We start from the raw sequence: 17,983 nt of genomic DNA, 5'->3' as shown, positions 1-17,983 counted from the left end.
TTTCCCGCCTGGGTTCGAGCCGGCCCCGGGAATCCGCGAGGCGGTTTTGCCATTTCATACATACCAGCCCCCGCAACTCGGATCAGCCAGAAGTCGCAGCCGCGTTACACCTGACGGCGTACTCTACGATCGTATGGTTTACTACGTCTTAAATGGTCTTTTTTAAGGTCACGCAACATTTCAGGACGAAACAACCAGATTGCTCCAGCTTTCCGATGCGAGGCCGCCGACATAAATGTCGTCGTGAAGTGCCGCGTGCACGATCTCGGGATGGCGGGTCGTCAGGCAGAAATAGCCCGAATGCTTGAAGGTGAGCTGCCGCTGCCGCATGATCGCCTTCATGAGAAAGGGTTGTGCCATGCCGCGTGCGTCGCAATATCCCTCGGCATTGAAGAAGGCGCAGATCTGCTCGATGAACTCGCGTTCCCTGCCCTTCTCGCAGATGATGTTGAGGACCCGGGCGATCCCCTTCGGCTGGCCGAAATAGAGCACGGCCCCGATCGTCTCTTCGTCCCGGTCGAGAACCTTGCGGCAGTTGAGCGTGCCGCACGAGGTGTTCTTCGCCGCGAGCCCCACGAGCCAGGAGAACTCCTCCTCCGACCAGACGGGCCGCACCGAGAACCGTTGCAGGAGCCTGTCGGCGTGCTGCCGGAACTCTTCGAGTTCCGCGGACTCGACGCGGTATCCCGGCTCCGCGGCCGGCGTGAACGAGGAGAAGAACCGCCGCGCCAACAGGTCGAAAGGGGCAGCGGCAAGGCGCAGGGGAAGCCGCCCGGCGGCGGGGATGACCCTGAAGAGCCGCTGAAGACCGCTTGCGAACGGGCGGAACACACGCCGCCATTCCATGCTCTGGATAGGCAGGATATGGCCGCCCCCCGCCTCCCAGTGGTCGGCGCTTACGGGGGAGGCGTTATCGGAGAAGCAGAAGTCCTGGCGCTTTGCCCTGAGGGTTCGTGCCAGATGTGCGGCCCCGAGCGCCCCGGACTTCCCCTTGGCCATGAACGCGCATAGAAGCCGCGCCGTGATCTTCCGGTCGCCGACCCGGAACTGCATGGGGATTGAGAGGACGGCGCTGTCGACCTCGCCCGCGGCATTCTCATGGATCATGCTGCCATATTCCGGCGCGTAGAGCGGGCTCGTGAAGAATGCCGTCTCCAGGTAGCGGTGGAGCTCGGCGTTCGCGTCCACGTCGTTCCGGCGGAAGATGCAGTTGAAGAGCTTGCCCACGGCGGGGATGTCGCTCATCTCCATCGGACGGACGCGCCCTTTCCGCTCCGTAAGGGGGGCCGGGGGCGCCGCATCGGACGCATTCGCGCTCACCTGGCCGGCGCTGCGCATTTCCATCGCATTCACGACCGGGCCTCCTTCAGAAGCGCGTCGGCGGAAGCACCCTTGCTCCTGCGCATCGCGTGGACCAGGACGAGCCAGGAGGCCACGACCATCGCAAACTCGATCACATAGAACGAGATGATCGTCCCCTCCGGCGGCGCGTACCATGTCGCCCAGGCGGTGAGGGCCGCGCCGAAGAGGCTGCCGAGCGACATGACGGTCCCCCGATGGGCGTGATTGCCGGCCGCGCCCAGCGCCTCCACGGCCACCGACCAGATGGCGAGGAAGACGACGACCCAGCAGAGCTGGCGCACGAAGGAGACGAGCGAGACGTAGTCGTGTCCGAAGAGGTAGGGGAGCAGCGGGGCGATGATGTAGACGGCGACGGCCGCGGCGATCGAAATCGCCGTCGCAGCGAAGAGGACCTTCTTCACCCGCTCCATGATGCGATGCAGGCCCTCCGCGCTCGCGCGCGCGGAGCCCGGATAGATCAACCGGTTGAGCGCCTCGACGGAAAGATAGCTGCTCTCGATCATGCGCCGCGCGACGCTGTAGCTCGAAACGATCTCGGCGGTCGAGACGAGGCTCAGCACCATGAGATCGACATTCTGGCGGGCGGCGCGCAGGATGAATGGAACGCAGAAATAGATCCCGTTCATGATCTCCTCCCGCACGATCCTGAACTCGGGCCGGCCGAGACGGAGAAGCGTGCGGAAGCAGACGAGCACGACGAGCACATGGCAGGCGAACTGCCAGACGGCCCATTCCGCAGTGGTCGAGACGCCGAACAGGATACAGGCAAGCACCGCGGTGGCCGTCCTGGCGAGCGCAAAGCCGACGACGACCTTGTTGGCGGTGCCGAATTCGCTGCGCCCGATGAATATCTGTTCGGTGAGCACGATGAGGCGGACGAGCACGATATTCGTGACGAGCATCGCCGTGATGAACAGCACGTTCAGCGCCGGCGTGGCGGAAAGCTCGAACAGGAAGGGCAGGATCACCGCACCCGCGGCGACCAGGATAACGCCGGTGATGCCCGTCAGGATGAGGTTATGGCCGAGCATGACAGGATAGACGGAAGAATCCCGCGCCACACGCCGCACGAGGCTTTCCATCGCACCAAGTCCGCACAGATGGAGCGCCACGCTGCAGATCGCGGTGATCGCGACGAAGAGGCTGAACTCATGCACGCCGAGCCATCGGGCGAGCACGGCGAAGGTCACGAGCTGGGCGGCCGAACTGACGATGAGGCTGCCGCCCGATGCCATATAGGCGACCGACGTCCTCAGGACGAACCCGAAATCGCCTATGATCCGCCTGCCACCAAACATCCGACCCCGCACCCAGGTACCTGTCCGGCCCGCTGTACACCTTGTCCGCTTAAGACGGAAGAACGGATCCGGACGACCCCACTGTATCCCGGTTCGGCCTCCAATACCCTATCGGAATGATCGTGGGGTTAACGCAAGCGCCGTTCTTCGCCCTGCCCGGCTTCAAGCTCCGTTTACCCTCTTCGCCCTATATGGCCTCAGTTCACCCTGGGGAGCGACCGGAATGGCAGAAGAAGAGACGAATTCCTCGGACCGTTCGGGGGCCGCGCGTTCCGTGCGCTTCATGGGACTGGAGCTTGAGATCGGTCCCGACGTGCTCGTGCCCCGCGAAGAGACCGAGCTTCTGGGCCGCAGCGCGATCGAGCTGCTGCGCGACATGCCCGGAGAGCCGGCGGTGATCGACATGTGCTGCGGCTCCGGCAATCTCGCGCTCGCCATTGCCCGGGCCGTTCCCGAAGCAAGGGTGTGGGCATCGGACCTTACCGACAGCACCGTGGCGTTGGCACGGCGGAATGCGGAGCGCCATGGCCTTTCCGATCGGGTGAAGGTGGCGCAGGGGGACCTGTTCTCCGGGCTGGCGGGCGAAGGTCTGGAAGGCGGCGTCGACATGATCGTCTCCAACCCGCCCTACATCTCCACCTCCCGTCTGGAAAGCGAAAGCGCCCATCTGCTCGAAAACGAGCCGCGGGAGGCTTTCGACGGCGGCCCCTACGGGCTTTCGATCCACCAGCGCCTCGTGCGCGAGGCCGCACCCTTCCTGAAGCCCGGAGGCTGGCTCGCCTTCGAGTTCGGCGAGGGACAGGACCGGCAGGTGGCGATCCTGCTGAAGCGCGCCGGCATCTACGAGGAGGCCCGCTTCGCTTCCGACGCGGCCGGCAAGCCGCGCGTTGCGATCGCCCGAAGGCGGGCGGCATGACGGCCATCCGGCCGCTGGAGGAAGCAGATATCCCGGCGGTGGCCGGCCTGTTCCAGCGCATCTTCCGCGATCCCCGCCGGCCGGCGCCCGAAGCGCTGTCCGCCTATCTGCGGCGCCTCTACCTGGACTTCCCCGGATACGACCCGGAGATCGGTCCCCTCGTGCATCTGAAGGACGACGGCAGCATCTCGGGCTTCATCGGCGTCAACGCCCTGCCCATGACCCTGGAGCAGAGGCCGCTGCGGGCGGCGGTCTGCGGCTCGCTGATGGTGGAGGATCGCGAAAGCGATCCGATGGCGGGCGCGCGGCTCATGAAAGCCTTCCTCGCCGGCCCGCAGGACCTCTCCTTCAGCGAGACGGCGAGCGAGGTCTCGGCCGCCATGTGGACCAGGCTGCGCGGCGTGCAGCTGCCGCAATACAGCCTCGACTGGGTTCGCGTGATCCGGCCCCTCTCCTTCGCCAACCAGCTTGCTTCGGCGAAGCTCGGCGCTATCAGGCTGTTCTCGCCGCTGGCCGGCCTGGCGGACGGTGCCCTGCGCGGGCGCATGGCGGCGGATGCCCTGCGCTGGTCCGGCATTCCCGAGAACTGGAAGGGCGCCGGCGCCTTCAAGGCCTCGGCGATTTCGCGGGACGAGTTCGCGGGGCTCGTGGCGCCCCTGACGGAGCAGTTCGCACTCCGCCCCGCCTGGGCCTCCGGCCAGTTGGAAGAGATCCTGCGCGACGCCGAGCGCAAGGAGGATTACGGGCCTGCCACCTTCTGCCGGGTGGATGCGAAGACCGGCAAGACAGTGGGTGCTTTCCTCTACCATGCCGCCTCCGGTGAGACGGGGCGCGTGCTGCAGGTGCTCGCGCTGCCCGGCCAGGCGGGCGCCGTGATCGACGCCATGTTCGCCCATGCCGCCGAAAGCGGGCTGTCCGGCCTGCGCGGACGCACGCAACCGGCCCTTCTGGAGGCCATGCTGGGACGACGCATCGCTTTCACCCACCTCGCCTCGACCGTGGTGCACGCGCGCGACCCGGGGATCGTGCGGGCCTGCCGGGAGGGAACCGCCTTCCTCAACGGCATCGCCGGCGAGCACTGGAGCCGCCTGATCGGCAGCCGGTTCGCGTGAGTTTCCATCCACCCCTCGCGGGAGAGTGACGCCCTCATCGTCATCCCGGAAGCGCGAAGGGCGTCGCCGTTTCCGTGATCCGAACATCAAGCCGTGCCTCACCGTCGCCACGCCCGCTTTCGCGTCTGGCCATTGATTGGTTTGGGAAGCGGGGCGCACCGTTCACGCCACAAAATTAAAAAAGGCGCTCCCTTTGGCCCTCCGCTTTCGCTCCGGGCGTTCGTCCGCTGCGCGGACCGCTCCTCACCCCCGCCGGAGTCTGTCCCGACCTCGGCCGATCACTCGGACCCTTCTCCTTCCCGGCTGCACCCAATGAAGGGGGTGGTCTCTGCCGGGCCGGAGGAGAGCCCTGGCGGCTTCTCCGCGGTTTCCGCGATGCCGTCTCTCACCCAGCATCCGTTTTTCCGGAAACGGCGTCTCACACCCACCGCCCCGGCACCGCCGGCCTGTCGCGGGCCCTCGGATCCCCGGGTTCCGATCCTGGGGAGGGAGGTTTCCGCCGCCCTCCCGAACACCCGGTGCGCATCCGGTTCCCGCGAGAGCGATGGAGCAAGAATAAACCGGCTGGAGGAAGTGGGGAGAAAAACAGTGCAACGAGCGAGTGGCGAAACAGAGAATAGCGAGTGGGAACAGAGGGTTGGCGGGCGAGAAAAATTCCGGAGGGGCGGATTCCATCCCCGTTTTGAGCGGGATGCAGGCTGAGTGCCGGTGCTCCTCATCCTCAATGCCTGCGATGCGGGAGAGGTTCTCTAACCCCCGACCTCCTCCACCTTCTCGACGAGGAGCGGGGGGAGGTGGAGGTAGCGTGTCGCCTTGCGCTTGGCGGCGATGTCGGCCCACACGCTCTGCAACTGCTCCTCGGTAAGTGAGGCGGCGGCGGCAACAGCGCCGGCCGGAAGGCCGTGGTTCAGCCCGTAGAGGCAGAGGTCCATCCGGTCGTAGGGCAGCGAGAAGTAGAACTCCTCCTGCGTCTGCGCCAGCGAATAGGTGTCGGTCGTCGGCGGGCGGCGGCGGATCTCCTCGGGCACGCCGAGATGTTCGGCGAGCTGGTAGACCTGTGACTTGTAGAGATGCGCGATGGGTTTCACGTCGGCCGCGCCGTCGCCGTTCTTGACGAAGAAGCCCTGGTCGTATTCCAGCCGGTTCGGCGTGCCGATCACAGCGAAGTTCAGCCGGTCGGCGTGGTAGTACTCGATCTGCTTGCGGGTGCGCTGCTTCATGTTGGTTGCGGCGACGATGCCGAGATAGACCTCCGGCCTCATACGGTGCCTGCTCTGGTTCCCTTCCGGGTCCTGCACCACGAGCCAGGAGATGTTGTAGGCCGCACCTTCGAGCGCGTTGGAGATGACGATCTTGGACGCCCAGCCGGGACCGTAATCCGGCACGAGCTTGCGGATGAAGCCGTCGCGCCGCTCGTAGCAGCCCATGGCCTTCAGGCTCGGGCCGATATCCTCCACGATGCCTTCGATGCCGAAAGTCTCGGTGACGAGCCGGCCGAGCTCGAGGCTCTCGGGGTCGGAATCACTCTCGGGCATGAAGAGACAGCAGACATTCTTCGCGCCCACCGCCCGCACCGCGAGCGCGGTGGAGACGCTGGAGTCGATGCCGCCGGAAACGCCCAGCACCAGCCCGCGCTTGCGCAGCGAGCGGAGCTGCTCGCGCAGGGCGGCCACGATCCGTTCCGCCTCGGCGGCGGGATCGATGGTGAGGGTGGCGGCGGAGAAGGACGCGGTGGAGTTCATTCGGCTGGCTCTATCGTTTCGGCGGCGAGCCTGCGGCTCACCTTGCCCGTGTCGGTCTTCGGCAGTTCGGCGACGAATTTCACGATCTTGGGCACCATGAAATCCTCCAGCTGCTGCGAGCAGTGGCGGATGACCTCGCGCTCGGTGAGCGCGGAATCCCTGGAGACGACCATGGCGGCGATGGCCTGGCCGAGCACCGGATCGGTGACGCCCGCCACCACGGCCTCGGCAATCGACGGATGGGTGTGGAGCACCGCCTCCACCTCCTTGGGCGCGACCTTCTCGCCGCGCGTCTTGATGATGTCGTCCTTGCGGCCGACGAAATAGAGGAAGCCTTCCGCATCCATGCGGAAGAGATCGCCCGTGTAGAGCACCTTCTCCCACGGATTGAGGCCGGGGCGCAGCATCCTGGCCGTCGCCTCGTCGTTGCGCCAGTAGCCCTGCATGACATGCGGGCCGCGGATGACGAGTTCGCCCACTTCGCCGGGCGGGACCGGCCGGCCGTCATCGTCCACCACGAAAGCTTCCGTGTTGGGGATGGCGATGCCGACCGAATCCGGCCGGCGGTCGAGCTCTTCCGGCGGCAGGTAGGTGCAGCGCTTGCACTCGGTGAGCCCGTACATGGAATAGAGCTCGATGCCGGGGCAGAGCGCGCGCAGCCGCGCGATATGCGAGGGCGGAAGTGCTGCGGCGGTGTTGCTGATGTAGCGCAGGCTGGGCAGGAAGCCCGGCTCCAGATCGCGCATCTGCAGGATCATCGCCGCCATGGTGGGTACCATGGGGAAGCCGGTCACCTTCTCCTTGCGGATGAGCTCGAAGATGGCGTGCGGGAAGGCGAAGGATTTTTCCAGCACCAGCGTGGCGCCCATCTTGACCGACATCAGGAGCTGATAGAGCCCGTAGTCGAAGGCGAGCGGCAGCACGTTGAGGATGATGTCGTCAGGCGTGTTGCGCAGATAGGTGGTGATGGAGGTGGCGGCCGCTTCGATGTTGCGATGCGTCATCATCACGCCCTTGGGCCGGCCGGTGGAGCCGGAGGTGTAGATGAGCATGGCGAGATCGAGATCGATGCCGCGATGGGTAACCGGCGCGGGGTCGGCCTTCAGGCACTGCGTGAAAGGTACCGTACCATCCGGTACGGTACCGCCCCGGCCTTCTGTGGAGATCAGCAGAAGAGGCTTGCCGTGGAGTGCGCGCGCCTCGGCCGCGACCGGCATCAGCTTGGCCTGCGTGAGGATCGCGGCGGCTTCGCAATTGCTGATGATGTAGGCAAGTTTCTCGGCCTTGGTGGAGGCGTTGATGGGGCTGAATGTGGCACCGGCCTTGAGAACGGCGAAGATGGAGACAGCCGCCTCCCACGAATTGTCCATGAAGACGAGAACGCGGTCGTTGCGGCGCACGCCGTTCGCCGCGAGAGCGGCCGCAAGGCGGTCTGTCAGCGCATCGAATTCGGCATAGGTGAGCCGCGTGGACCCGCTTACGAGGGCGGTCTTTTCCCCGTTGCGCGAGGCGCTGCCCCGCAGAAATTCCTCGACGCGCATGCCGGCCTCCAGCCTTCCGCTCAGGCGTTGAGCGATTCCTTGCCCGTCTTCGCGCTGACGAAGGCGGTGATGCGGTCAAGCGAATCGAGGTTCGCCGGGACGATCTCGGCGTCCGCCATCGTCACGCCGAAGCGCTCCTCGATGAAGGCGACGAGCTCCAGCACGCCCGTGGAATCGATGACGTCGTTCTCGATCAGCGAGGCGTCGTCGTCGATCTGGGCGGAGGTGTCGCCGAAGAGAAAATTCTCGACGATGAAGGCGCGGACCTGATCCTTGATGTTGTCTGCCATTCCAATCTCCAATTATGCGGCCTTAACGGCGCGAATGCGTGAACCGGTGAAGGTCTCCAGCCAGAGCTGCGACGAGAGGATGCCGACGAAGGCGGCGTTGTCGCGGAAGCCGGAAAGCGGCTGCTGACGGCTTTTGGCGAAGAGTTTCGACACGGATGCCGGGTTGAAGAGCCCGCCGGCGGCGAGCCTCTCCGCGCTCATCGCCTCGCGGACATAGTCTCTCTCGCCCGCTCCGCGGAAGGATGCGCTGTCTGGCGCGCGGTAGGGCTGCTTCGTGCGGCGCAGGATCGATTCCGGCAGGAGACCCTTGGTCGCCTCGCGCAGGATATGCTTCTCGACAAGGCTCTTCAGCTTCATCCCGGGCGGGAGCGTCGTGGCAAACTCCACCAGCCGGTGGTCGAGGAAGGGGAAGCGCCCCTCGATGCCGTGCGCCATGGCCATGCGGTCACCCTGGCTCGACAGGATGTAGCCGGGGAGCAGGAAACGCGATTCCAGATATTGCGCCTGGTGCAGCGGGTGCCAGCGGGAGAAGGCTTCCGGCAGGCGCGAGGCGAGCTCCTCCGCCGCATCGTAACCGGCCAATGTCTCGCGCAACTCGGCGGAGAAGAAGAGCTTGGCCGCACCCGTCGCCCGCATGCGCGGCCTGTGCGAGAAGAGCGGGTCGTCGGGCGAATCCGTGCCGGCGCCGAAGAAGGCGGCGAGATACTCGGCCGACTGCTGCTTGAGGCCGGGAAGATAGGGGTAGAGCTTGCGGAAGAGATGCGGGCGGATGCGGGAGCCCGGCTGGCGCGCGCAGAAGCGGCGCACCCGCGCCTCCTTGAAGATGTCGTAGCCGGCGAAGACCTCGTCGGCCCCCTCTCCCGTGAGCACGACCTTGAGCCCCTTTTCGCGCACCAGCGCGGAGAGCTTGAAGAGCGGCGCGGGCGCGGTGCGCAGGATAGGGCGCTCGGTGAAGCGGACGACGTCCGGGAAGACGGCGGCGATATCGCCCTCTCCGCAATTGACGGTGGCGTGCATGGTGCCAAGTGCTGCCGCCATTTCGTTCTGGAACGCGCTCTCGTCATGCTCGGCGCTGTCGAAGGCGACGGAGAAGGTGCGCAGCACCTCCGGCGTCATGCCGGCGGCGAGCGCCGAGATGACCGAGGAGTCGAGTCCGCCCGAGAGATAGGAGCCGACCGGCACGTCGGCGCGCATGCGCAGCCGCGTAGCATCGGTGAGCAGCGCGCACAGCTCTTCGGCCGCGGCGCGCTCGTCCGTATGGCGGTTCGGCGCGCCGTGTTCCGGGAAGGAGAGCGACCAGTAGGGCCGGATCGTCCGCCGCCCGTCCTCCGCCAGCATCATGTGTCCGGGCTCGAGTTCCTCGATGTTCTTGAAGGCGGTGCGCGGTGCGATCGGGGCCCAGAGCGTGAAGATCTCGTCGAGGGCGAAGGGGTCCATCTCCGCCGTCACGCCCGGCACCTGCAGGAGCGTCTTCACCTCCGAGGCGAAGAAGAGCCGGTCGCCCACGGTCGTATGGAAGAGCGGGCGCACGCCCATTCGGTCGCGCGCGAGGAACATGCGCCGGCGCGGCGCATCCCAGATGGCGAAGGCGAAATCGCCGTTCATATCGGCGAGGCAGTCCGGCCCCTTTTCGTCATAAAGATGGAGGATGACTTCCGTGTCGCTCGCGGTGCGGAAGGTGCGGCCGCGGGCGATCAGCGCCTCGCGCAATTCCACATAGTTGAAGATCTCGCCGTTGAAGGCGATCGTGAGGCGCCCGCCGTCGAGGGCCATGGGCTGCTGGCCGTCGGCGAGGCCGACGATGGAAAGGCGCGTGTGGCAGAGGCCTGCGCCGTCGAGCACGGCGGTTCCGCGCTCGTCCGGCCCGCGATGGGCGATGGCCGAGGCCATCCGCCGCAAAAGCGGCTCCGCCTCAGCGACGCCTGCGCCGATATATCCGCCGAACCCGCACACTTGGAAACGCCCCTTCTTCTCCGGCGCTATCGCATAACGCCGCGCATCTTAACAATTGGATATATCAGCGCGCTGCAAGTCCGACAGCAGGCATTTGCCGGCAACAGCGTAAAAATTCCCGTGGGAGATCGGCTAAAATGCCGCGCACCGGCAGCGGTTGCCCACAAAAAGTGCAAATGCCGGCCTTGCCTAGTTTGCGCGCAGAGACAATAGTTTGCGACCCGAGGCTGCTGTTGGAAGCCGGATTCCACCGCTTGCTTGTGCACGGATTTTGGCGGAGATACGGTCTTGGAAGACTCGCGGCTCCAACCATACGGATGGCACATGAAAAAGTCTCTCGTTCTCGGCGCCTTCGCGCTCGTTCTTTCCGCCGGCACCGCATCCGCTCAGACCTTCACCATCTCCTGGTGGGGCTATAACGGCGAGAAGCTGGATGCCAACATCATCCAGCCCTTCAAACAGATCTGCGGCTGCGAGATCGTCTTCGAGACCGGCAACAACGCCGACCGGCTGAACAAGCTCAAGGCACGCGGCGGCAGGGGCGTGGACGTCATCTTCCTGACCGACAGCTATTCGCAGATCGGCATCGAGGACGGCGTGTTCCAGAAAGTGGACCGCTCGAAGATCCCGAACATCGAGAAGCTCTACGACCTCGCCCAGGCGCCGCAGGGCGACTACGGCCCGGCCTACACGATCGGCCGCGTCGGTATCGTCTATGACAGCGCCAAGGTGGAGCCGCTCACCTCCTGGGACGATCTGTGGCGCGAGGACCTGGAGAGCCAGATCACGCTGCCCGGCATCACGACCACCGCCGGCCCGATGGTTGTCGTCCAGGCCGGCAAGCATGCCGGCGTGGATGCCTACGAGGATCCCGACGCCGCCTTCGCCGCGATCGAGGAACTGAAGCCGAACACGGTGAAGAACTACAACACCGGCTCGGAGATGGTGAACCTGGTCTCGACGGGCGAGGTGACCGTCGCCGTCGCGCAGGACTTCACGCTGGCCTCCCTCACGGAAGCCGTGCCCACCATGAACTGGGCCGCGCTCGAGGACGGCGACATCGCCACGCTCAACACGGTCAACATCCCGACCGGGGCCGAGAACGTCGACCTCGCGCACCAGTTCATCAACTTCCTGCTGTCCACGGAGGTGCAACAGGTGGAGGCGGAACAGGGCGTGGATGCCCCGGTGAACACCGAGGTGGAACTCACGCCCGAGCAGGCCGCGCTGTGGACCTATGGCGAGGAGGTGATTTCCTCGTTGAACCGCATGGACTACGAGAAGATGAACGCGGCCAAGACCGAATGGATCGACCGCTGGAACGAGATCTTCGGGATGTGATTGCCCTTCGTCCCTCACCCCCCTCTGGCCTGCCGGCCAGAGGGGGGTGAGGGACGAGTCATCTTCGCTCGGCGACTTCCAAGAACGGCATTAGGCAAAAAAACCGCATGACCCCACGAATGCTCGCCTGGGTCCTGGCCATCCCCGCGACGCTCTTCGTCGCGCTTTGCCTGGGCTTGCCGGTGCTGTCGACCTTCGCCACGACCTTCGGCGAGGCGGCCGGCCCGCTCGCACCCTACATCGAGTTCTTCACCTCTCGCTTCCGCCGCACGGTGCTCTGGCGCACGATGGAGGTGGCGCTGATCACGACGGCGATCTCGGTCGCCGTCGGCTTCGCCACCGCCTGGGTGGTGGCGCGCGCGCCGGGACGCATCAAGAGCATCCTCATTATCGCCGCGGTCTTCCCGCTGCTCACCTCGGTGGTGGTGCGCAGCTTCGCCTGGCTGGTGATCCTCGGCAAGAACGGCATCCTCAACAAGGCCCTGCTCGGCCTCGGACTGATCGGCGAGCCGCTGTCGATGCTCTATACCGAGGGCGCGGTGATCGTCGCCATGGTCTATCTCTTCGTGCCGCTGATGATCCTGACGCTTGTCGGCGTGCTGGAAGGCATCCCGCGTGATCTGACGGACGCCGCCACCTCGCTCGGCGCCACGCCGGCAGCGACCTTCCGGCAGGTGATCGTGCCCATGGCGGTGCCGGGCCTGATCGTCGGGTCGGTGCTCGTCTTCACCGGCTCCTTCACCTCCTACGCCACGCCGCAGCTCCTGGGCGGGGAGCGGCAGATGATGATGGGCACCTTCCTCTACCAGCGCGCCATGGTGACCTTCGACTGGGTCGGCGCCTCCACCATCGCTGCCGTGATGACGGCGGTGACGCTTGCAACGGTGCTCCTCATGTCCCGCCTCGCGCGCAGGCTGAACCCGGTGGCCGGCTGATGAACCAGCGCGTCAATCCTCTCCTGATCGCCTTCGCGGCGCTGACCTTCCTCTTCCTGATCGGTCCGCTGGTCATCATCATCGGCACGGCGCTGTCGGACACCAGCTTCCTCACCTTCCCGCCGCAGGGCCTGTCGCTGCGCTGGTTCGAGAACATCTTCGAGATCTCCGCCTTCCGCCGCACCATGGTGACGAGCTTCGTGCTGGCGGTCGGCGGCACGGCGCTTTCGCTGCTGATCGGCGTGCCGGCTGCCTATGCCATGGCGCGCTACCGGGTGGAGCTTCCCAAATTCCTGCCCAATGTCTTCGTGCTGCCGATCCTCGTGCCGGAAATCGTGCTCGGCTTCTCGCTCATGAAGTCCGTGGCGACGGGCCTCGGCCTGTCGATATCGCTCAGCCTGCTCATCGGCCACGCGCTGCTCGTCCTGCCTTACTGCGTGCGTGTCGTCGGCGCCTCGCTGAACAGCTTCGATTTCTCCATCGAGGAGGCGGCGGTGTCGCTCGGCTGCCCCCGCTGGAAAGCATTCTTTACGGTGGTCCTGCCCAATGTGCGGGCGGGCGTGATCGCCGCCTTCATCCTCGCCTTCATCACCTCCATCAACGATGTCTCGACCTCGATCTTCCTGACGGGGCCGGGCATCTCAACCCTGCCGATCCAGCTTCTCGCCCATATGGAGCAGTTCTTCGACCCGACGATCGCCGCCGTGTCGGTTCTGCTGATGGGCGTCACCGTCGCCGTCATGGCGGTGGTGGAATGGACGCTCGGCCTGACCTTCCTGACCAAATGACCGTATCGCTGACCCTCCAGAACGTTTCCGCCCATTACGGCCCGACCAAGGTGCTCGACGACCTTTCGCTCCATGTGGCCGAGGGAGAACTCGTCTCCCTGCTCGGCGCGTCGGGCTGCGGCAAGACCACGACACTGCGCCTTGTGGCGGGTTTCCTGCAGCCGTCCTCTGGCACGATTGGCCTCGGCGACCGCGACCTGACGCGTCTGCCCGCACACAGCCGCAATATCGGCCTGGTGTTCCAGACCTATGCGCTCTTCCCCCACCTCACAGTGCTCGACAATGTGGCCTTCGGCCTGAAGCAGCGCGGCATGGGAACCGCCGAGCGCCGCGCCAAGGCAGGCGAGATGATCGAGCGCGTCGGGCTTTCGGGCTTCGCCGACCGCTACCCCGCCAACCTCTCCGGCGGCCAGCGGCAGCGCGTGGCGCTCGCCCGTGCGCTGGTGATCGAGCCGCCCCTTTTGATGTTCGACGAGCCGCTCTCCAATCTCGACGCCAAGCTGCGCGTCGACATGCGCGTGGAGATCCGGCGGCTGCAGCGGGCCAACGGCACCACCGCGCTCTACGTGACGCACGACCAGGAGGAGGCCTTCTCCATCTCCGACCGCGTGGCGATCATGAATGCCGGCCGCATCGAGCAGCTCGATTCACCGGAGGTGCTCTATTCCCGCCCGGCCAACGCCTTTGTGGCCGATTTCGTGGGTTTCGAGAACATGATCCGCATGAAGGCGATTGCTGAAGCCGGCGACGGCGTGCGGGCGGAGATGGCCGGCGGCGCCACGCTCGACCTTTACAAGGCGGATTTCACCGTACCGGCGCGCGACTTCGTCTTCGCCGCAAGGGCCGAGGGGCTGACAGTGGCGCGCGAGGGCGCAGGCATCCCGGCGCGGATCGGCCTCAGGACGTATCTCGGCCGCGCCTATCAGTATCGCTGCGAGACGCCGGCAGGCGAGGTGGTGGCGAACGGGCCGCTCTCCGATCCTTTTGCGCCGGGTGACGCCGTCACGCTTCTCCCCAATCCCGACCAATGCTGCCTGTTGAACGCGGAAACCGCATGAGCCTGACCCTCGCCAGTTCCCGCATCCTGACCATGGATCAGGGCCTGACCGAATACGAAAAGGGCTGGGTGCGGATCGAGGGCGAGACGATCACCGCCCTCGGGCAGGGCACGCCGCCGGAAGGCGGCGACGTGGTCGACATGGGCGGCGACCTCCTCATGCCCGGCATGGTCAACAGCCACTGCCACATGACCATGACGCTCTTCCGCGGCTTGGGCGAGGACGTGGACGACCGCCTGTTCCGCTACGTGCTGCCGCTGGAGCGCGAATGCGTGACGCCGCGCACCGTAGCGATCGGCTCGCGGCTCGCCGCATTGGAGATGATCCGCGCCGGCGTGACCACAGTGGCGGACATGTACTATTTCGAGACCGAGGTGGGCCGCGTGATCGACGAGAGTGGCATGCGCGGCGTGGTCGGCCAGACGCTGGCCGATTTCAGCGCGCCCGACCACAAGAGCTTCGACGAAGGTTTTGCACTTACCGAGGAGCTGGCGGAGATGTTCGCCGGCCATCCGCGAGTGACCGCCTCGATCGCCCCGCACGCGCCCTACTCCACCGACATTCCGGTGATGCGGCGCGTGGCCGAATGGTCCGATGCCCATCCGGATGTGCCCGTGCAGCTGCACATGGCCGAGATGGTGAGCGAGAACGAGTGGGCGCAGAAGAACCATGGGATGCGCCCCGTCCAGGTGGTGGACAAGGCGGGGCTCCTGAAGCCCGGCCTCGTTGCCGCGCACTGCCTCTTCGTCACCGACGAGGACATGGATCGCATGGCCGAGCAGGATGTGCGCGTGGCCCACAACGCGCGCTCCAACGCCAAGGCCGGGCGCAGCATCGCCCCGGTGGAGGCGATGCGCAAGCGCGGCATTCCCGTCGGCATCGCCACGGACGGGCCGATGAGCGGCAACACGCTCGACCTCTTCTCGCAATTCGGCCCCGTCTCCATGTTCCAGAAGCTCTTGGGCCAGAGCCGCAAGCCCATGCCGGCGGTGGACGTGATCCGCATGGCGACGCTGGAGGCCGCGCGCGTGCTGGGCATGGACGGGAAGATCGGCTCGCTGGAGCCCGGCAAGCAGGCGGACCTGATCCGCATCAGGCTCGATGACCCGCGTGTGCTGCCAGTCTATGATGTCTACGCCACGCTGGTGTTCGCCGCCATGCCTTCGGATGTGCGGGACGTGATGGTGGCCGGGCGCTGGCTGATGCGCGACCGCGAGGTGCTTTCGCTGGAGGCACCGAAGGTGATCGCCGACGCGCTGCAGGTGGCCGGCGAGTTCAACGCCCGCATCGAAGAGATCGACAGGAGAAAAGCATGAGCACCGAAGACATCCTCGCCCATGTGGACGCGACGATCGAGACGCGCCTTCAGCGCCTGTTCCAGCTGATCCGCATCCCATCGATCTCCACCGATCCGGCGCACGCGGAGGACTGCCGCCGCGCGGCGGAGTGGCTCGCGGACGATCTGCAATCGCTCGGTGCCGATGCGAGCCCGCGTGCGACTGAGGGCCACCCGATGGTGGTGGGACATCTGCCCGCGCCGGAGGGCAAGCCGCGCGTGCTCTTCTACGGCCACTACGACGTGCAGCCCGCCGACCCGCTGGAGCTGTGGGAGACCGATCCCTTCGAGCCCACCCTGCGCCCGGCCCCCGATGGCGACACGCATATCGTGGCGCGCGGCGCATCCGACGACAAGGGCGCGCTGATGACCTTCGTGGAGGCTTGCCGGGCCTGGGTGGAGGTGCGCGGCGCGCTGCCCGTCGGCGTGAGCTTCCTGTTCGAGGGCGAGGAGGAGAGCGGCTCGCGCTCGCTCCTCCCCTTCCTGGACGAAACGGCGAAGGAACTCACCTGTGACGCGGTGCTCGTATGCGACACGGATATGTGGGACGCCAAGACCCCCGCCATCACCACCATGCTGCGCGGGCTCGTCGGCCAGGAGATGACCATCACCTGCGCCGACCGCGACCTGCATTCGGGCATGTTCGGCAACGCCGCGCGCAACGCGCTCACCCTGATGACGGAAATCCTCGCCAGCCTTCGGACTCCGGACGGCGGCGTCGCCATCGAGGGCTTCTATGACGGCGTCGAGGAACTGCCGGAGGAGGTGCGCAGGATGTGGTCGCGCCTGCCCTTCGACGAGGAGAAGTTCCTGGCCGATGTGGGCCTGTCGATCCCCGCTGGGGAAAAGGGCCGCTCCGTGCGGGAGCAGGTCTGGTCGCGGCCTTCCTGCGAGATCAACGGGCTGTGGGGCGGCTACACCGAGCCGGGCTTCAAGACCGTGATCCCCGCCAAGGCGCATGCGAAGGTCTCCTTCCGCCTCGTGGCGGGGCAGGACCCGCAGAAGATCCGCGATGCCTTCCGCGCCCATGTCGAGGCGCGCATGCCGGCGGACTGCACTGTGGAATTCAAAGACCACGGGCTGTCGCCGGCCGTCAGCATGCCGGCGGACGGGCCGTATCTCAAGGCCTCGCTCGCCGCACTGGCCGAGGAATGGGGCGATGCCGCGATCGGCGGCACGGGCGGCTCGATCCCGATCGTCGGCGCGCTGAAGAAATATCTGGGTGCGGACGCGCTGCTCGTCGGCTTCGCGCGCTTCGACAACCGCATCCATTCGCCCAACGAGAAATACGACCTGTCGAGCTACCACAAGGGCATCCGTAGCTGGGTGCGCATCCTCGAAAGGCTGGCGCAGGCATGAAGGTCCTGATCGATACCGATCCGGGCATCGACGACGCCATCGCCCTCCTCTTCGCGCTCGCCCATCCGAAGCTGGAGGTGGCGGGGATCACGACCGTGGCCGGCAATATCGGCATCGAAACGACGACCCGCAACGCGCTGCGCATCCTGGCGCTGGCCGGAGCGGACGTGCCGGTACACGCGGGAACGGAGAGACCGCTGGCCCGCGGCGGCGTTGATGAAATCCGGGTTCACGGGCAGGACGGGCTCGGAGGGGTGCGGTTCCCCGATCCTGCCGCCTCGCCCGCCGGGTCGGACGCTGTCGGTTTCCTGAGGGATACGCTCATGGCCGTACCGGACGGTACGGTCGATATTCTGGCGCTGGGCCCGCTGACGAACATCGCGCGGCTCGTCACGGATGCGCCGGAGGCGGCGCGCCGTGTGCGACAGCTGATCGCCATGGGCGGCGCGGTGCACGAGCGCGGCAATGTGGGCGCGCGCTCGGAGTTCAACATCGCGCATGATCCGGAAGCGGCCGAGATCGTCTTTTCCGCCGGCCTGCCGTTCACGTTGATCCCGCTCGACGTGACGCGCAAGGTGCGCGCCGACCGGGCCTATCTCGACCGGCTGGCCGCCCTCGGCACGCCGGCAGCATTTGCCGTGCGCGATCTCATCGCCGCCTATTTCGACGCGACGACAGGCGGCGAGAGCAGGCCGCTGCACGATCCCTGCGTGCCGATCCTGGCGCTCCATCCGGAGCTCTTCACGACCGGGCGCATGGCGCTTTCGGTCGATTGCAGCGCAGGCGAGTTCGCCGGCGCGCTCGGACCCGGCCGACACATGCTCGACGTGGCGATGAAGGTGGAGGCGGAGAAAGCGCTCGATCTTCTTGCGAGCGTACTTTAACGGGAGTCGAAACCGGAAGGCGCCGCAAAGACTTGCGCCGCCCTCCTGAATCATCTCGTCAATCCCGT

Annotated in this window: 15 protein-coding genes; 9 read left to right on the top strand and 6 right to left on the bottom strand. The window is 66.2% G+C overall.

From position 1 onward, the window contains the following. Nucleotides 1-180: 180 nt before the first annotated feature. Nucleotides 181-1,344 carry a GNAT family N-acetyltransferase gene (locus PVE73_RS06620; protein WP_277367366.1) on the bottom strand — a complete coding sequence of 388 codons (1,164 nt, stop codon included), beginning with the start codon at nt 1,342-1,344 and terminating at the stop codon, nt 181-183. A gap of 5 nt (nt 1,345-1,349) precedes the next feature. Further along, nucleotides 1,350-2,660 carry a lipopolysaccharide biosynthesis protein gene (locus PVE73_RS06615; RefSeq protein ID WP_277366193.1) on the bottom strand — a complete coding sequence of 437 codons (1,311 nt, stop codon included), beginning with the start codon at nt 2,658-2,660 and terminating at the stop codon, nt 1,350-1,352. 223 nt (nt 2,661-2,883) lie between these two features. On the opposite strand from PVE73_RS06615, the gene PVE73_RS06610 reads away from it, so the two are divergent. Together PVE73_RS06610 and PVE73_RS06605 are read left to right on the top strand one after the other, a co-directional pair. Then, nucleotides 2,884-3,576, top strand: coding sequence for a HemK/PrmC family methyltransferase (locus PVE73_RS06610; RefSeq protein ID WP_277366192.1), 693 nt, complete (start codon nt 2,884-2,886; stop codon nt 3,574-3,576). Continuing rightward, entirely contained in the window at nt 3,573-4,688 is a 1,116-nt protein-coding gene (locus tag PVE73_RS06605) for a hypothetical protein (protein ID WP_277366191.1), read from the top strand. Before PVE73_RS06610 ends, PVE73_RS06605 begins: the two co-directional genes overlap by 4 nt. Before the next feature lie 749 nt (nt 4,689-5,437). Here the strand turns inward: PVE73_RS06605 and nadE are convergent. Genes nadE through asnB form a run of 4 tightly spaced genes read right to left on the bottom strand, consistent with a single transcriptional unit; the run spans nt 5,438 to nt 10,214 of the window. Continuing rightward, complete coding sequence (gene nadE, locus PVE73_RS06600) at nt 5,438-6,430, bottom strand: NAD(+) synthase (protein ID WP_277366190.1); 993 nt, start codon at nt 6,428-6,430, stop codon at nt 5,438-5,440. Beyond that, nucleotides 6,427-7,971: a class I adenylate-forming enzyme family protein gene (locus tag PVE73_RS06595; protein ID WP_277366189.1), complete on the bottom strand. Its 1,545-nt coding sequence runs from the start codon at nt 7,969-7,971 to the stop codon at nt 6,427-6,429. Before PVE73_RS06595 ends, nadE begins: the two co-directional genes overlap by 4 nt. 20 nt (nt 7,972-7,991) lie before the next feature. Continuing rightward, nucleotides 7,992-8,261 carry an acyl carrier protein gene (locus tag PVE73_RS06590; RefSeq protein ID WP_277366188.1) on the bottom strand — a complete coding sequence of 90 codons (270 nt, stop codon included), beginning with the start codon at nt 8,259-8,261 and terminating at the stop codon, nt 7,992-7,994. Between the two features lie 12 nt (nt 8,262-8,273). After that, the gene (asnB, locus tag PVE73_RS06585) at nt 8,274-10,214 is read right to left on the bottom strand and encodes an asparagine synthase (glutamine-hydrolyzing) (protein WP_277366187.1); all 1,941 of its coding nucleotides are present in this window, start codon (nt 10,212-10,214) and stop codon (nt 8,274-8,276) included. Nucleotides 10,215-10,538: 324 nt separating this feature from the next. Here asnB and PVE73_RS06580 point away from each other — a divergent pair, with 324 nt between their 5' ends. From PVE73_RS06580 to PVE73_RS06550, 7 genes are all read left to right on the top strand, one after another. Next, nucleotides 10,539-11,555 carry an ABC transporter substrate-binding protein gene (locus PVE73_RS06580; protein ID WP_277366186.1) on the top strand — a complete coding sequence of 339 codons (1,017 nt, stop codon included), beginning with the start codon at nt 10,539-10,541 and terminating at the stop codon, nt 11,553-11,555. 107 nt (nt 11,556-11,662) lie between these two features. After that, nucleotides 11,663-12,490, top strand: coding sequence for an ABC transporter permease (locus PVE73_RS06575; RefSeq protein WP_277366185.1), 828 nt, complete (start codon nt 11,663-11,665; stop codon nt 12,488-12,490). Beyond that, nucleotides 12,487-13,278 carry an ABC transporter permease gene (locus PVE73_RS06570; protein WP_277367365.1) on the top strand — a complete coding sequence of 264 codons (792 nt, stop codon included), beginning with the start codon at nt 12,487-12,489 and terminating at the stop codon, nt 13,276-13,278. Before PVE73_RS06575 ends, PVE73_RS06570 begins: the two co-directional genes overlap by 4 nt. Further along, nucleotides 13,275-14,336 (top strand): ABC transporter ATP-binding protein, encoded by a 1,062-nt coding sequence (locus PVE73_RS06565; RefSeq protein ID WP_277367364.1) that lies wholly within the window; start codon nt 13,275-13,277, stop codon nt 14,334-14,336. The genes PVE73_RS06570 and PVE73_RS06565 overlap by 4 nt, the downstream gene beginning before the upstream one ends. After that, nucleotides 14,333-15,652, top strand: coding sequence for an amidohydrolase (locus PVE73_RS06560; protein ID WP_277366184.1), 1,320 nt, complete (start codon nt 14,333-14,335; stop codon nt 15,650-15,652). The genes PVE73_RS06565 and PVE73_RS06560 overlap by 4 nt, the downstream gene beginning before the upstream one ends. Beyond that, nucleotides 15,649-17,031 (top strand): dipeptidase, encoded by a 1,383-nt coding sequence (locus PVE73_RS06555; protein WP_277366183.1) that lies wholly within the window; start codon nt 15,649-15,651, stop codon nt 17,029-17,031. Before PVE73_RS06560 ends, PVE73_RS06555 begins: the two co-directional genes overlap by 4 nt. Then, a complete protein-coding gene (locus PVE73_RS06550) occupies nt 17,028-17,915 on the top strand; it encodes a nucleoside hydrolase (protein WP_277366182.1) in 888 nt (295 codons plus the stop codon). The genes PVE73_RS06555 and PVE73_RS06550 overlap by 4 nt, the downstream gene beginning before the upstream one ends. Nucleotides 17,916-17,983 lie beyond the last annotated feature (68 nt).

Source organism: Chelativorans sp. AA-79 (genome assembly GCF_029457495.1).
Lineage (GTDB): Bacteria > Pseudomonadota > Alphaproteobacteria > Rhizobiales > Rhizobiaceae > Chelativorans.
This window is presented reverse-complemented; position numbering and strand designations above follow the sequence as displayed.